Consider the following 14,668-nt stretch of genomic DNA (forward strand, 5'->3'; position numbering starts at 1 on the left):
ATGCACAAGCGCACCCTGACCTCACTCGCCGCAGTTCTTCTCGCGGCCACTTTTGCGGTGGCTCCGGTCTCGGCCGAGGACCTTCACAAGTTTGCCGACACCGCCCGCCTCGTTTCGATCGGCGGTTCGCTGACCGAGATTTTCTATGAGCTCGGCGCCGAGGGCACGCTGGTGGCCCGCGACCAGACCGCCATGTTCCCCGAGGCCGCACTGAGCCTGCCCGATGTGGGCTATATGCGCGCGCTGGCCCCCGAAGGCGTGCTCTCGGTCAATCCGAGCGGCCTTCTGGTCATCGAAGGCAGCGGCCCGCCGGAAGCGCTGGAAGTGCTTTCCCACGCTGGCGTCGAATACCAGACGGTTCCGGAAGGCTACTCGGCCGAAGGCGTGATCACCAAGGTGCGGGCCGTGGGCCAGGCGCTTGGTCTTGACGACAAGGCAGAAGAACTCGCGACCAAGCTCGAGGGTGAATTCGCGGCGCTCAAGACCCGCACCGATGCCATCACTGCGCCCAAGAAGGTGCTGTTCATCCTCTCCAACCAGGGTGGTCAGATCCAGGCTTCGGGCACCGGCACGGCGGCCAATGGCATCATTGCGCTGGCTGGCGCGACCAATGCCATCACCGAATATGAGGGCTATCGCCCGCTTTCCGAGGAAGCCATTACGGCTGCCGCGCCTGATGCCATCCTGCTGATGGATCGTGGCGGCGACCATGGCGCCAATGAAGCCGAACTCTTGGCAAACCAGGCGATTGCCCTGACCCCGGCCGGCCAGAACAAGGCGATCTACCGCCTCGACGGCGCGTATCTGCTCGGCTTTGGTCCGCGTACGGCCGCCGCGGCGACTGAACTTGCCGACCTGCTCGAAGGCAAGGCGCACAACTAAATATGGCCAGCACCATGTCTCTACCCGCCAGTGAAGCACTGGCCCGGCCCGCCGGCGATCGCAGCCATATCGGACGCATCACCGTCATCGGCCTGGTCTTTGCACTGCTGGCAGCCATGGTGCTGTCCATGACCACCGGCGCTTCGGGCGCCTCGGCGGTCAATCTCGTCGGGCACTGGCTCGGCTTTGGCAGCGACGACGCCGCGGTCCTCAAGGACTATGCCGTGATCGTCAATATCCGCATGCCGCGCATGATCCTCGGCGTGCTCATTGGTGCGGGGCTGGCGGTTTCGGGCCTGCTCATGCAGGGGCTGTTCCGCAATCCGCTGGCCGATCCTGGCCTTGTGGGCGTGTCGAGCGGCGCGGCGCTTGGCGCCGTCATCATCATCGTGCTCGGGGGTACGGCTCTCGCGCCATTCACCACCGCGCTCGGCATCTGGTCCCTGCCCGCGGCGGCCTTTGGCGGCGGGCTTCTCACCACTTTCGTGCTCTATCGCGTGGCGACGCGCGGCGGGCAGACGGCGATTGCCACCATGCTGCTCGCCGGTATCGCCATCGGTGCGCTGGCTGGGGCGTTCAGCGGCGTGCTCACCTACATTGCCAGCGAAAACCAGCTTCGCGACCTCACATTTTGGGGCATGGGATCGCTGGCCGGGGCAACCTGGATCAAGGTTCTGGCGGCAGGGCCGATCATTTTCGTGGCGCTGGCGGCGGCCGGGTTTCTCGCCAAGGGGCTCAATGCCATGACGCTGGGCGAAGCCACCGCTTCGCATCTCGGCGTGCCGGTGCAGCGGTTCAAGCGCATCACCATTGTGGCCGTGGCGGCGGCGACCGGCGCCTCGGTGGCGGTCAGCGGCGGCATCGGCTTTGTCGGCATTGTCGTGCCGCACCTGTTGCGTCTCGTGATCGGGCCGGACCACCGCTATCTGCTGCCGGCCAGTGCGCTGCTTGGGGCCACTTTCCTGCTGTTTTGCGACGCCCTGAGCCGCACCATCGTCGCGCCGGCCGAACTGCCGATCGGCATCGTCACGGCGGCCTTTGGTGGACCGTTCTTCCTCTGGATCCTGCTGCATCGCCGCAGCGCCTTTGCCTGGTGAAATCCATGATTGCCATCGACAGCATTGATGTCAGCGTGGGCGGCCGGAAAATCCTGCATGGCGTTTCGATGGAAGCGCCGGCCGGAAAACTGACGGCGATCATCGGGCCCAATGGCTCGGGTAAATCGACGCTGTTGAAGGCCTTGTGCCGGGACTACGCATATTCGGGCACCATCTTTCTTGATGGCCGCGATATTGCCAGCATGAAGCCGTTGGAGATTGCGAGCCTGCGGGCCGTGCTGCCGCAATCGAGCAACCTCCCCTTCCCCTTCACCGTGCGCGAAGTCGTCGCCATGGGGCTGACGGCCGGGCGGCCGGGCGTGCATCCGCGCGCCTTGCAGCACCTGCCCGAAGAAGCGCTGGCGCGGGTCGATCTCAGTGGGTTTGGCGCCCGTTTTTACGGCGAGCTTTCGGGCGGCGAGCAGCAGCGCGTGCAATTGGCGCGCGTGCTGTGTCAGGTCTGGGAGCCGGTTATCGATGGCGTGCCGCGCTATCTGTTCCTCGACGAGCCAGTTTCGAGCCTCGATATCAAGCATCAGTTGATGATCATGGATGTCGCCAAGCGCTTTGCGCGCAGTGGCGGCGGTGTGATCGCCGTATTGCATGATCTCAATCTCACGGCACTTTATGCCGATGCGATCACAGCCTTGCGCGAGGGTCAGGTGGTGGCGAGCGGACGGCCGGAGACGGTGCTGACCGACTCGGTGCTGGAGGCCGTGTTCGACGTGCCGCTGAAGGTTGGTGCCGCGCCAAAGGCGGGCACGCCGTTTGTGCTGCCGCAATCGGTGCAGCTTACGAAATCCATGCAGGTCGCCTGACCGGCGCCGCCCCTATTGCAGGGGCGGCTTGGTCAGAAAATCGTTGCGATCGGCGGTTTTTACCCGCAGCCAGGATTCACGGCCCGAGCGGACGATACGCAGGGCGAACTCCGAGCCGGCGGGGGATTTGGACCAGAGCTTTCGGTAGAAATCGCCGAGGCCTTCGACCTCTTCGCCATCGAGCTCGGAGATGACGTCGCCGCTCTTGAGGCCAGCCTGTTCGGCCGGGCCACCATCGGACACATTCATCACCACGACGCCATTGTTGCGCTCGGCCGAAAAGACGCCGAGCCAGGGACGCGCTTCGCGCTGGGCCTGACCGCGGGTGATCAGATCGTCGAGAATGGGTTTGAGGAGGTCGATGGGGACGACCATGTTGATGTCGGTGGTGTCGCCGGCCTGCAGCATTTGCAGGCGCAGCGAGCCGACGCCGATCAGATTGTCATTGTCATCGAGAAGCGCCGCGCCGCCCCAGGAGGGGTGGAAGGGCGAGGTGAACAGCGCCTCTTCGAGCATGTATTCCCAGTAGCCGGCGAATTCCTGCTTGGCGACAATCTCGTTGACGACCTCGTCGCCTTCGCCATCGATGATGCGGCCGACATCGCGCACCTTTGCGGCAGTGGAACTGCCGAGGCGCAGCGCGGGCAGGTCGAGATCGCCCATGGCCTGGACGAGCCCAAAGCCGGTTTCCTGATCATAGGCGACGACATGGGCGGGCACGACGCGCTCGTCATGGGTCGTGAGCCAAACTTCTTCGGCCTCGGTGATGAGATAGCCGATGGTGACGACGAGGCCTTCGTCATTGATCACGGCGCCGCTGCCCTCGCGGACAGTGCCGAGGGTCGAAGCGGTGAAGGCCGTGTCTGGAACCTGGGCCCTGAGGGCAACGATGGAATGGCGCGCATTGGTGGGCATGGTGCATCCCCTGTTTGTGCTTTCTTCCATTAGATATGGCGCAACACGGCAGAAGCAAGATGAGGCGACATAGCCATTCAATAATGAATGATGATCGCCGAATTTTGGCCAATTCTATTCGTCGGTGACGGTGCCTATTTTCCTCTCAACACGGAAAGGAATTTTGTCATGACCAGTCTCGCCTCGACGGGAAACCGACCATCGGCCCTCAATGCCATTGTGCTGCAGCGCCTCGAGGGGCTGGTGGCGCTGGTATCAGGCACTTTGGCTTACGCGTGGCTCGGACAATCCTGGCTGGTGTTTGGCCTATTGTTCCTCGCGCCCGATCTTTTCATGCTCGGCTATCTGCGCTCGGCGCCGGTTGGGGCGATGACCTATAATCTTGGGCACACCTATGTGGCGCCGGCGCTGTTGGCTTTGCTGGGCCTTGTGCTTGGGCCGGTGGCCTTTGGACTGGCGGCTATCTGGGTGGCCCATATCGGGCTCGACCGGATGCTGGGCTATGGGCTGAAACTCAATGGCGGGTTTGAACAGACGCATCTGGGGCTGATCGGCAAGGCGCGGAAGAAGTAGGGGAGCGCCCTACTTTACCACGCGATAATCCATGTGGGTGACGTAGCGCGTGGCGCGGGCTCCGATGGGTTCAAGAGTGGCGGTCAGACCGTCCCAGAGGCTTTCGCCCTGCCCGGCGATGAGCGGGACGATCTTCAGGTGCAGTGTGTCGACGACGCCGGCATTGAGATAATGGCGCAGCGTGCTGACGCCACCGGCAATGGCGACGTTGCGCTCGCCGGCCGCTTCCCGCGCGCGGGCTAGGGCCACGTCATAGCCTTCGGTGACGAAGTGGAAGCTATTGCCGCCTTCCATGTAGAGGGGTTCGTGCTCGTAGTGGGTAAGGACGAAAACGGGGGCGTGATAGGGCGGGTTGTCACCCCACCAGCCGGTCCATTCCGGCTCCCAGACCGTGTCGCCCGGCGCCGCGAACATGTTGCGGCCCATGATGTAGGCACCGTAATCGGTGATGGCGGCGACCTCGGCCTTGTTGGTCTCGCCATCCTTGAACATCCAGCGGGCAAGCTGTTGCGGATCGATGGTGCCAAAGGGTTTTTCGCGGGACTGGTTGAGGCCGGTACCGAAGCCGTCCAGTGTCAGCATCATGTGGGCAGATACGGTCTGCGGCATCGTTGGGGCCTCGATATTGTTAAGTTGTGGCTTTAGTATTTGCGCGTGGGATGCGGTTTGTCAAGGCTCGGTGTCGTCACCCTCGGGCTTGACCCGAGGGTGTTGCACTTGCTGCGCCGAGGCTAAGTGAAGCGTCCTCGGGTCAAGCCCGAGGATGACGATGGGGGCGGGGAGGCATGGACCACCGGGACAAGCCCGGTGGTGACGATCGATCGCGGTAGTGGGGGCTAGGCCCGCGGTTTTGGCGTCAGGCCGTGGAGGAACAGCTGCTCAAGATACCGCGCCGCATCTTCGAACCGCCCTTCCCCGCCGCGGCCTTTGCCGAGGACCGCGCGGACCTGGACGTCGAAGTCGGCATAGTGCTGGGTGGTGGCCCAGATGGAAAAAATCAGGTGATAGGGATCGGTGCGGGCGATCTTGCCCTGGTCCATCCAGGCGAGAAGGACCTGCGCCTTTTCATCGACCAGCGCCTTGAGGTCCACTTCGATCATGTCGATGATGTGGGGCGCGCCGCGCAGCATTTCGTTGGCAAAGAGCCGGCTCTGGCGGGGGAAATCGCGGGCCATTTCGAGCTTGCGGCGGATGTATGAGCGTATTTCGACGAAGGGGTCGCCATCGGCGCGCATTTCTTCAAGCGGGGCGAGCCAGGTGACCAGCAGCTCGGACATCAGGCGGCGGTGAATTTCTTCCTTTTTCGGGAAATAGTAGAGCAGGTTCGGCTTGCTCATGCCCGCGACCTCGGCGATCTGGTCGATGGTCGAGCCGCGGAAACCATGGGCGGAAAACACTTCCAGTGCCGCTTCGAGAATGATGTCCTGCTTTTCGCGCTGGATGCGCGTCAATGGACGCGGCTTTGCCGGCGCAGCCGCGGCCGCTTTCGCATCCGCCTTGTGCTGGCGCTTTGCAGAGGGCGCAGAGGACTCCGTCGCGATCGCCTTCGGCGACGCTGGCAAGGTTGCCTTCGGCAACGCCGCGATCATCTTCGATGACGCTGGAGATTTCAGCTTTCGGGGCGCCATTTTCGCCTTGCGGGAATGAACAGGAGTGCTAACATTTTTCCAACTGGTCAAAAATCTTGGTTCCGTCGATGCGTGTCAAGCGCCAATCAGGAACGAAACGACCAGACATGAAAATTGGGAGCGCCTAAGCCGTGTCCACCACAACTGTCGTGCCGAACGATCTCAACGCGTTCTGGATGCCGTTCACGGCTAATCGGCAATTCAAGAAGTCGCCACGCATGTTCGTCGCGGCCAAGGATATGCACTACACGACGTCGGATGGCCGCCAGGTGCTCGACGGCACCGCTGGCCTCTGGTGCTGCAATGCCGGTCACGCGCGCCCGAAAATCGTCGAAGCAATCGCTAAACAGGCGGCGGAACTCGACTATGCGCCGGCCTTCCAGATGGGCCATCCCAAGGCGTTTGAACTCGCCAATCGCCTCGTCGACATCACGCCCGATGGGCTCGACCATGTGCTCTTCACCAATTCGGGTTCTGAATCGGTCGAAACCGCGCTGAAGCTCGCGCTGGCCTATCACAAGATCAACGGCGAGGGCTCGCGCACCCGCCTTATCGGCCGCGAGCGCGCCTATCACGGCGTCAATTTCGGCGGCATTTCGGTGGGCGGTATTGTCACCAACCGCAAAATGTTCGGCACGCTGCTGGCCGGTGTCGACCACATGCCGCATACGCATAACCTTGCCAAGAACGCCTTCTCCAAGGGCCCGCCGGAATATGGCACGGAACTGGCGGACGAGCTGGAACGCATCGTTACGCTCCATGACGCCTCGACCATTGCCGCAGTCATCGTCGAGCCGGTTGCTGGTTCGACCGGCGTGCTCATTCCGCCGCCGGGCTATCTGAAGCGCCTGCGCGAAATCACCAAGAAGCACGGTATTCTGCTTATTTTTGACGAGGTCATTACGGGCTACGGTCGTCTGGGGACGCCGTTTGGTGCGGACTATTTTGACGTCGTTCCCGACATCATGGTCACCGCCAAGGGCCTGACCAATGGCGTCATTCCCATGGGCGCGGTGATGGTTTCGGCCGAAATCCACGATGCCTTCATGAATGGGCCGGAACACGTCATCGAGTTCTTCCACGGCTATACCTATTCGGGCAATCCGATCGCTTCGGCAGCAGGTCTGGCGACGCTCGAAACCTACAAGGACGAGGGTCTGCTCACGCGTGGCGCGGAACTGGCGCCGAAGTTTGAAGCGGCGCTGCATTCCCTGAAGGGCCTGCCGCATGTCATCGACATCCGCAATATCGGGCTTGTCGGCGCCATCGAACTGGAGCCGATTGCCGGGCAGCCGACCAAGCGCGCCTTCTCGGCCTTCCTGAGGGCATTCGAGCAGGGCCTGCTCATCCGCACCACCGGCGACATCATTGCGCTGAGCCCGCCGCTGATCATTTCGGAAAGCCAGATCGAAGAGATCGTGACCAAACTCGCAGGCATCCTCAAAACGCTTGAGTGAAATAGAACAAATATTCTACATACTGGAATATAGAATTTTTGTTCCCGAAGGAGGAGCGGCCAATGCAGATCATCGAGAATGCCGTCGGCGGCAAGCGTTATGTGTCGAGTTCGACGCGGCGCGTGCCCGTATTCAATCCGGCAACCGGCGAGCAGAGCGCAGAACTGCCGCTCTCGACGCTGGACGAGCTGAACGCGGCCGTCGCCAATTCGGTCAAGGCGCAGGTCGCCTGGGGCGCCACCCCGCCGATGAAGCGGGCCCGCGTCATGTTCAAGTTCAAGGCGCTGCTCGATCAATATGCCGATGATCTCGCCCGCGAAATTTCGAAAGAACACGGCAAGGTGCATGACGATGCCTTGGGCGAAGTGGCGCGCGGCATCGACTGCGTCGACTTTGCCTGCGGTATTCCTCACCTGCTGAAGGGCGAATTCAGCCGCAATGTCGGGCCGTCGATCGATTCTTATTCCGATCGACAGCCGCTTGGTGTGGTTGCCGGCATTACGCCGTTCAACTTCCCGGCCATGGTGCCGATGTGGATGTATCCGGCGGCAATCGCCTGCGGCAATGCCTTCATCCTCAAGCCATCGGAGCGCGATCCCTCTGCTCCGATGCTGGCCTGGAACCTCTTCATGGAAGCGGGCCTGCCCGAGGGCATTCTTCAGGTCGTCCACGGCGACAAGGAAATGGTCGACGGTCTGCTCGACCATCCGGACGTGAAGGCGGTGTCCTTCGTTGGTTCGACCCCGATTGCCGAATATGTCTACCAGCGCGGCACGAAGGCCGGTAAGCGCGTTCAGGCCCTTGGCGGTGCCAAGAACCACATGATCATCATGCCTGATGCCGATCTCGACCAGGCGGCAGATGCGCTGATGGGGGCCGGCTACGGTTCGGCCGGCGAGCGCTGCATGGCCATTTCGGTGGCCGTGCCGGTGGGCAAGGCAACGGCCGATGCGCTGGTGGCAAAGCTCAAGCCGCGCGTCGAAAGCCTCAAGATCGGCCCGGCGACCGACAAGGACGCCGAAATGGGTCCGGTGGTCACCAAAATGCACCGCGACAAGATTCTCGGCTACATCGACTCTGGTGTCGAACAGGGTGCCGAGCTCGTCGTCGATGGCCGCGGCTTCTCGCTGCAGGGCTATGAGAACGGCTACTATGTCGGCGGCACGCTGTTCGACAATGTCGAGCCGGAGATGAAGATCTACAAGGAAGAGATCTTTGGGCCGGTGCTCTCCGTCGTCCGCCGCGACAGTTTCAAGGACGCCGTCGACCTGATCCACGGGCACGAATATGCCAATGGCACGGCGATCTTTACCCGCGATGGCGACACCGCGCGTGAATTTGCCGACAAGATCGAAGTGGGCATGGTGGGCATCAATGTGCCGATCCCGGTGCCGGTGGCCTATCACTCCTTCGGCGGCTGGAAGCGTTCGCTGTTTGGCGACCACTCCATCTACGGACCCGAGGGCATTCATTTCTATACCAGGCTCAAGACCGTCACGACCCGCTGGCCTGCCGGCATCAAGGGCGGGGCAGAGTTCACGTTCCCGAGCCTCAAGTAGCGCTACCGGCCCCGCCCTCGCATTGCGACGGCGGGGCTGTTTCTATGACCAACCAGAACTATGAGCAAAACCATGACCTCTCCCGGTGAAAACCTTCGTATCAATGGCGATCGGCTCTGGGAGAGCCTGATGGACATGGCCAAGATTGGCCCGGGCATTGCCGGGGGCAATAACCGCCAGACGCTGACCGACAGCGACAAGGAGGGCCGTTCGCTCTTCCAGCGCTGGTGCGAGGAAGCGGGCCTCTCTATGGGCGTCGACAAGATGGGCACCATGTTCATGACGCGCGCCGGGACTGATCCGGATGCCCTGCCGGTCTATATCGGCAGCCATCTCGATACCCAGCCGACCGGCGGCAAGTATGACGGTGTGCTTGGCGTCTTGGCCGGGCTCGAAGTCGTGCGCTCGATGAACGATCTCGGGATCAAGACAAAACATCCGATCGTCGTGACCAATTGGACCAATGAAGAAGGCGCGCGCTTCGCACCGGCCATGGTCGCCTCGGGCGTTTTTGCGGGCGTTCACACGCTCGACTACGCCTATGGCCGCAAGGATATGGACGGAAAACTCTTTGGCGACGAGCTGAAGCGCATCGGCTGGGTCGGCGATGAAGAAGTCGGCGCTCGGAAGATGCACGCCTATTTCGAATATCACATCGAGCAGGGGCCGATCCTTGAGGCCGAGGAAAAGCAGATTGGCGTGGTCACCCATTGCCAGGGGCTGTGGTGGCTCGAATTCACGCTGACGGGACGGGAAGCGCATACCGGCTCGACGCCGATGACCATGCGCGTCAATGCCGGGCTCGCCATGGCGCGGATCTTTGAGATGGTGCAGGCCGTGGCGATGAGCGAACAGCCGGGTGCTGTCGCGGGCACGGGCCAGGTGAAGTTTTCGCCCAATTCGCGAAATGTCTTGCCGGGTACGGTGGTGTTCACGGTCGATCTCAGGACGCCGAGCCAGGAAAAGCTCGACCGCATGCGCGCGACGATCGAAGCCAAGGCGGCGGAAATCTGTGCGGAGCTGGGGGTTGGGTGCTCGGTCGAGGCCGTTGGGCACTTTGATCCGGTGACGTTCGATCCGACGCTGGTCGGCCGTGTGCGTTCGGCGGCCGAGAAGCTTGGCTACAGCCACATGAACATCATTTCCGGCGCCGGGCACGACGCGTGCTGGGCGGCGAAGGTGGCGCCGAGCACGATGGTCATGTGTCCCTGCGTCGGCGGGCTCTCGCACAACGAGGCCGAGGACATTTCCATGGAATGGGCCGCCGCGGGGTGTGACGTGCTGTTCCATGCCGTGGTTGAGACGGCGGAGATTGTGGAGTGAGGTTCAACGCCTCCTCATGCGCAGGCATCGTCAGCCGCCTCTCCCTTTGTGGGAGAGGTGCAAAGGGAGTCGCGCGTCCATAGACCAATAATAACAGTTCCACCGAGGCGCTGAGGGGTGCGTGGTGGGGCTGAGAGAATGCAAGGGAACGAAGATATGAGCAAAGTTATCAGGGGCGGTACCGTCGTCACGGCTGATCTCAGCTATGTGGCTGATGTGAAGATCGACGGCGATGTCATTGTCGAGATCGGCCAGAACCTTTCGGGCGACGAAATTCTTGATGCCAGCGGCTGCTACGTCATGCCCGGCGGCATCGACCCGCATACCCATCTCGAAATGCCTTTCATGGGCACCTATTCGGCCGACGATTTTGAAAGCGGCACGCGCGCGGCGCTGTCGGGCGGCACGACCATGGTGGTCGACTTCTGCCTGCCCAATCCCAACCAGAGCCTCCTTGAAGCTTTGCAGATGTGGGACAACAAGACCGGCAAGGCGTCGACCGATTATTCGTTCCACATGGCCGTGACCTGGTGGGGCGAGCAGGTGTTCAATGAAATGGCCGAGGTGGTCGATCGCGGCATTACCTCGTTCAAGCATTTCATGGCCTACAAAGGCTCGCTGATGGTGAACGACGACGAGATGTTCGCCTCGTTCCAGCGCTGCGCTGATCTTGGCGCGCTACCGCTGGTGCATGCCGAAAATGGCGATGTGGTTGCGGCGATGACGGCAAAGCTGCTTGCCGAGGGCAATAACGGACCGGAGGGCCATGCCTATTCGCGGCCGCCGGAAGTGGAAGGCGAAGCGACCAATCGCGCCATCATGATTGCCGATATGGCCGGGGTACCGCTCTATGTGGTGCATACGAGCTGCGAGCAGGCGCATGAGGCCATTCGCCGGGCCCGGCAGAAGGGCATGCGCGTTTATGGCGAGCCGCTGATCCAGCATCTGGTGCTGGACGAAAGTGAATATTTCAATCCCGACTGGGACCATGCGGCGCGGCGCGTGATGTCGCCGCCCTTCCGCAACAAGCAGCATCAGGATTCGCTGTGGGCCGGTTTGCAGGCGGGCTCGCTCTCTTGTGTCGCGACCGACCATTGCGCTTTTACGACGGCGCAGAAGCGCAACGGGATCGGCAATTTTGCGAAAATTCCGAACGGGACGGGTGGGCTTGAAGATCGTTTGCCGGTGTTGTGGACGGCAGGCGTCAATACCGGTCGGCTGACGCCGAACGAGTTCGTGGCGGTAACCTCCACGAACATCGCAAAAATCCTCAACATGTACCCCAAGAAGGGTGCGGTGATGGTGGGGGCCGATGCCGATCTGATTGTGTGGGACCCCAAGCGCAAGAAGACGATCACCGCAAAGAGCCAGCAGTCGGTGATCGACTACAACGTGTTTGAAGGATTCGAAGTGACCGGTATGCCGCGCTATGTGCTGAGCCGTGGCAAGGTTTCCATCGTCGAGAACGAGGTGAAGGCGGAGCCAGGCCACGGCAAGTTCGTGGCGCGCGAGGCGAAAAACCCGGTCAACCGGGCGCTGAGCCAGTGGAAGGACCTGGTCGCGCCGCGCAAGGTGGAACGGGCCGGCATTCCGGCGACGGGTGTTTGACATCGGCAGCATGATGAAAATCAAGGCACAGTGCCTGCCAATGGCTCGAAAAGCCGCCGCAAAGGCGGGGTTTCGGCATGCGGCACGGGCCTTGCATCAGGCATTGCAGGCCAGACAATAGGCTAGAAAGGCGACACCCTTGTCCGTCACGTCGATCAATTCATCAACGACAGGCACGGGTGTTGCACTCCCTGTCGTCGAGGCCAAGCATCTGGGCCTGACCTTTTCCACCAATGACGGCGACGTAGTGGCGCTGTCGGACGTCAACCTGACCATCGAGAAGGGCGATTTCGTCTCCTTCATCGGGCCTTCGGGCTGCGGCAAGACGACGTTTTTGCGCACCATTGCCGATCTCGAACAACCGACCTCGGGCACGCTGCGCATCAACGGCCAGACGCCGGAAAACGCGCGCAAAGACCGGGCCTATGGCTATGTGTTTCAGGCGCCGGCGCTTTATCCCTGGCGCACCATCGAGAAGAATATCGCCCTGCCGCTGGAAATCATGGGGCATTCCCAAAGCCAGCAGGCCGAGCGCATCAAGCGCACCATGGACTTGGTGAACCTTTCGGGGTTCGAAAAGAAGTATCCCTGGCAGCTTTCGGGCGGCATGCAGCAACGGGCTTCGATTGCCCGTGCTTTGGCGTTCGATGCCGACCTGCTACTGATGGACGAGCCGTTCGGGGCGCTCGACGAGATTGTTCGTGACCATCTCAATTCCGAGCTGCTGAAGCTTTGGGACCGGACGAAGAAGACCATCTGCTTTGTGACGCACTCGATTCCCGAGGCGGTTTATCTCTCGACCAAGATCGTGGTGATGTCGCCGCGTCCGGGGCGCGTCACTGATGTCATCGAGAGCAACCTGCCGCGCGAACGGCCGCTCGATATTCGCGAAACGCCGGAGTTTCTGGCGATTGCCGCGCGGGTTCGCGATGGGCTGCGGGCCGGGCATTCCTATGAGGAGGTGGTGTGATGGAGGTCTTTGCTCCGTGAACCGCGTCCTCCCCATCCTCAGCATTTTGCTCGCCATCTTCATTTTCTGGTACGCGGCGGCGATCTGGATGAATGCGCCCTGGCAGACCATTCTCAATGGGCGCGCCAATCTCGAAAATGTGCCGTTCTTCGACTTTGCCCAGCAGACATGGAACCAGGACAAGCCGATCTTGCCGGTGCCGCATCAGGTGTTTTCCGAGATCTGGAATGCGACCATGGGGCTCGAATTTACTTCGCGGCGGTCCCTGGCGCTCCATGCCTGGATAACGCTGTCGGCGACGCTGCTCGGCTTTGTGCTGGGGACGGCGCTAGGGGTCGTCTTGGCCGTGGCCATCGTTCACAATGATGCGGCGGATCGCTCGCTGATGCCCTGGATCATTGCGAGCCAGACCATTCCCATTCTCGCCATTGCGCCCATGGTGGTGGTCGGGCTTGGCGCTGTGGGGCTGACAGGGCTGGTGCCAAAAGCGCTGATCTCGATGTATCTGAGCTTTTTCCCGGTGGTCGTCGGCATGGTGAAAGGGCTGCGTTCGCCCGAGGCGATCCAGCTCGATCTGATGCGGACTTATGACGCCAATCCCTGGCAGGTCTTTTGGAAGCTGCGCTGGCCCGCGGCGCTGCCCATGCTCTTCGCCTCGATGAAGGTGGGCATTGCCATTTCGCTGATCGGGGCCGTGGTAGCCGAACTCTCCAATGCCGCCGGTGGCGGACTTGGTGTGCGGCTGCTGACGGGCTCCTACAATGGCCAGACCATCCAGATCTGGGCGGCTTTGTTCATTGCGGCGGGGCTGGCGGCGGTGCTGGTGGCTATCGTCGGGGTGGCGGAACGAATGGTCAATGCGCGCAATGGGGTGCGGGCATGAAGAGTGGGCTCACCTTGTTGCAGGCGGTGCTGGCGATTGTGGCTGGCGGCACGGCGCTGTTTGGTCTCATCGGGGCGGCGATTTCGGCGGATGCCGAACTGCTGCTGACGCTGGCCTTCGGGTTCGGCGCCCTGACCCTCTCGCGCTTTGTCTGGAGACCGATCAGTTTCTGGCTCGATGGCGTGGCAGCGGCTTTGATTGCGCTGACGCTGGTTATGGCCCTGCCACGCGGCGCGGTCATGCCGGGGCATTATTGGTTTGGCATGGTTTCGGCCTGGGCGTTTGCCTGGCTGTTTGTCGATCAGCTTTCCGCCGCTATTCGCAAGGGCACGGTGCCGCGGCAGGCGATGGGGCTGCTTATCCCTGCTGTCTTCGGCGTGGCCCTCTTGGTCATGTGGGAAATCGTCACCCGCGGCGCCAATGTACCGCCGGTGCTGCTGCCGGCGCCGTCGGCTATCGGGGCGCAACTGGCCAATTCGGCGCCGATCCTCTGGGCCGATTTTGTCCAGACCTTCGTGAAATCGGTGATCCCCGGCTATATCATCGGGTGCCTTGCCGGGCTTGTCGTCGCCATTGCGGTCGACCGCTCGCCCTTCCTCAAGGCCGGGCTGTTGCCGATCGGCAATTTCATGTCGGCGCTGCCGATCATCGGCATCGCGCCGATCATGGTCATGTGGTTCGGCTTCGACTGGCAGAGCAAGGCTGCCGTCGTCGTCGCCATGACGTTCTTCCCCATGCTGGTCAATACGGTGGCGGGGCTCAACGCAGCCTCCGCCATCGAGCGCGACCTGATGCGGACCTATGCTGCCAACTATTGGCAGACGCTGTTGAAGTTGCGCCTGCCCGCTGCGGGGCCCTTCATTTTCAACGCCCTCAAGATCAACTCGACACTGGCCTTGATCGGCGCAATCGTAGCGGAATTCTTCGGAACGCCTGTTGTGGGGATGGGCTTCCG

Annotated in this window: 14 protein-coding genes; 11 read left to right on the plus strand and 3 right to left on the minus strand. The window is 62.0% G+C overall.

Annotated elements, in window-relative coordinates:
• From ABW043_RS20580 to ABW043_RS20590, 3 genes are read left to right on the plus strand one after another with little or no spacing between them, the layout of a single operon-like run.
• Entirely contained in the window at nt 1-882 is an 882-nt protein-coding gene (locus ABW043_RS20580; RefSeq protein WP_353923065.1) for a heme/hemin ABC transporter substrate-binding protein, read from the plus strand.
• Between the two features lie 14 nt (nt 883-896).
• A complete protein-coding gene (locus tag ABW043_RS20585) occupies nt 897-1,979 on the plus strand; it encodes a FecCD family ABC transporter permease (protein WP_353923066.1) in 1,083 nt (360 codons plus the stop codon).
• Nucleotides 1,980-1,984: 5 nt separating this feature from the next.
• Nucleotides 1,985-2,797 carry a heme ABC transporter ATP-binding protein gene (locus ABW043_RS20590; RefSeq protein ID WP_353923067.1) on the plus strand — a complete coding sequence of 271 codons (813 nt, stop codon included), beginning with the start codon at nt 1,985-1,987 and terminating at the stop codon, nt 2,795-2,797.
• Between the two features lie 12 nt (nt 2,798-2,809).
• On the opposite strand, the gene ABW043_RS20595 is transcribed toward ABW043_RS20590, so the two are convergent.
• Nucleotides 2,810-3,712, minus strand: a complete 903-nt coding sequence (locus ABW043_RS20595; RefSeq protein ID WP_353923068.1) for a S1C family serine protease — start codon at nt 3,710-3,712, stop codon at nt 2,810-2,812.
• Between the two features lie 168 nt (nt 3,713-3,880).
• Here ABW043_RS20595 and ABW043_RS20600 point away from each other — a divergent pair, with 168 nt between their 5' ends.
• Nucleotides 3,881-4,285 carry a DUF4260 family protein gene (locus tag ABW043_RS20600; RefSeq protein WP_353923069.1) on the plus strand — a complete coding sequence of 135 codons (405 nt, stop codon included), beginning with the start codon at nt 3,881-3,883 and terminating at the stop codon, nt 4,283-4,285.
• 9 nt (nt 4,286-4,294) lie between these two features.
• Here the strand turns inward: ABW043_RS20600 and ABW043_RS20605 are convergent, their stop codons facing one another.
• The gene (locus ABW043_RS20605) at nt 4,295-4,894 is read right to left on the minus strand and encodes a dihydrofolate reductase family protein (RefSeq protein ID WP_353923070.1); all 600 of its coding nucleotides are present in this window, start codon (nt 4,892-4,894) and stop codon (nt 4,295-4,297) included.
• A gap of 227 nt (nt 4,895-5,121) precedes the next feature.
• Nucleotides 5,122-5,736, minus strand: a complete 615-nt coding sequence (locus tag ABW043_RS20610; RefSeq protein WP_353923076.1) for a TetR family transcriptional regulator C-terminal domain-containing protein — start codon at nt 5,734-5,736, stop codon at nt 5,122-5,124.
• 308 nt (nt 5,737-6,044) lie between these two features.
• On the opposite strand from ABW043_RS20610, the gene aptA reads away from it, so the two are divergent.
• The 7 genes from aptA to ABW043_RS20645 all read left to right on the plus strand — a co-directional run.
• A complete protein-coding gene (gene aptA, locus ABW043_RS20615; RefSeq protein WP_502908684.1) occupies nt 6,045-7,370 on the plus strand; it encodes an omega-aminotransferase AptA in 1,326 nt (441 codons plus the stop codon).
• A gap of 62 nt (nt 7,371-7,432) precedes the next feature.
• Nucleotides 7,433-8,929, plus strand: a complete 1,497-nt coding sequence (locus ABW043_RS20620; RefSeq protein ID WP_353923071.1) for a CoA-acylating methylmalonate-semialdehyde dehydrogenase — start codon at nt 7,433-7,435, stop codon at nt 8,927-8,929.
• Nucleotides 8,930-9,001: 72 nt separating this feature from the next.
• Entirely contained in the window at nt 9,002-10,252 is a 1,251-nt protein-coding gene (locus ABW043_RS20625; protein ID WP_353923072.1) for a Zn-dependent hydrolase, read from the plus strand.
• A gap of 156 nt (nt 10,253-10,408) precedes the next feature.
• Nucleotides 10,409-11,860: a dihydropyrimidinase gene (gene hydA, locus ABW043_RS20630; RefSeq protein ID WP_353923073.1), complete on the plus strand. Its 1,452-nt coding sequence runs from the start codon at nt 10,409-10,411 to the stop codon at nt 11,858-11,860.
• A 139-nt stretch (nt 11,861-11,999) separates the two neighbouring features.
• Complete coding sequence (locus tag ABW043_RS20635; RefSeq protein ID WP_353923074.1) at nt 12,000-12,830, plus strand: ABC transporter ATP-binding protein; 831 nt, start codon at nt 12,000-12,002, stop codon at nt 12,828-12,830.
• Nucleotides 12,814-13,713 carry an ABC transporter permease gene (locus ABW043_RS20640; RefSeq protein WP_353923075.1) on the plus strand — a complete coding sequence of 300 codons (900 nt, stop codon included), beginning with the start codon at nt 12,814-12,816 and terminating at the stop codon, nt 13,711-13,713. The genes ABW043_RS20635 and ABW043_RS20640 overlap by 17 nt, the downstream gene beginning before the upstream one ends.
• 215 nt (nt 13,714-13,928) lie before the next feature.
• On the plus strand, nt 13,929-14,668 hold a 740-nt coding region (locus ABW043_RS20645; protein WP_353923078.1), incomplete at its 3' end, for an ABC transporter permease.

The organism is Devosia sp., assembly GCF_040509215.1.
In the GTDB taxonomy this organism is placed as follows: domain Bacteria; phylum Pseudomonadota; class Alphaproteobacteria; order Rhizobiales; family Devosiaceae; genus Devosia.

What these genes read in the sequence shown, in the direction of transcription:
- ABW043_RS20580 (WP_353923065.1), top strand. Translation starts at nt 1, where the DNA reads ATGCACAAGCGCACCCTGACCTCACTCGCCGCAGTTCTTCTCGCGGCC.
- ABW043_RS20585 (WP_353923066.1), top strand. Translation starts at nt 897, where the DNA reads ATGTCTCTACCCGCCAGTGAAGCACTGGCCCGGCCCGCCGGCGATCGC.
- ABW043_RS20590 (WP_353923067.1), top strand. Translation starts at nt 1,985, where the DNA reads ATGATTGCCATCGACAGCATTGATGTCAGCGTGGGCGGCCGGAAAATC.
- ABW043_RS20595 (WP_353923068.1), bottom strand. Translation starts at nt 3,712, where the DNA reads ATGCCCACCAATGCGCGCCATTCCATCGTTGCCCTCAGGGCCCAGGTT.
- ABW043_RS20600 (WP_353923069.1), top strand. Translation starts at nt 3,881, where the DNA reads ATGACCAGTCTCGCCTCGACGGGAAACCGACCATCGGCCCTCAATGCC.
- ABW043_RS20605 (WP_353923070.1), bottom strand. Translation starts at nt 4,894, where the DNA reads ATGCCGCAGACCGTATCTGCCCACATGATGCTGACACTGGACGGCTTC.
- ABW043_RS20620 (WP_353923071.1), top strand. Translation starts at nt 7,433, where the DNA reads ATGCAGATCATCGAGAATGCCGTCGGCGGCAAGCGTTATGTGTCGAGT.
- ABW043_RS20625 (WP_353923072.1), top strand. Translation starts at nt 9,002, where the DNA reads ATGACCTCTCCCGGTGAAAACCTTCGTATCAATGGCGATCGGCTCTGG.
- hydA (WP_353923073.1), top strand. Translation starts at nt 10,409, where the DNA reads ATGAGCAAAGTTATCAGGGGCGGTACCGTCGTCACGGCTGATCTCAGC.
- ABW043_RS20640 (WP_353923075.1), top strand. Translation starts at nt 12,814, where the DNA reads ATGAGGAGGTGGTGTGATGGAGGTCTTTGCTCCGTGAACCGCGTCCTC.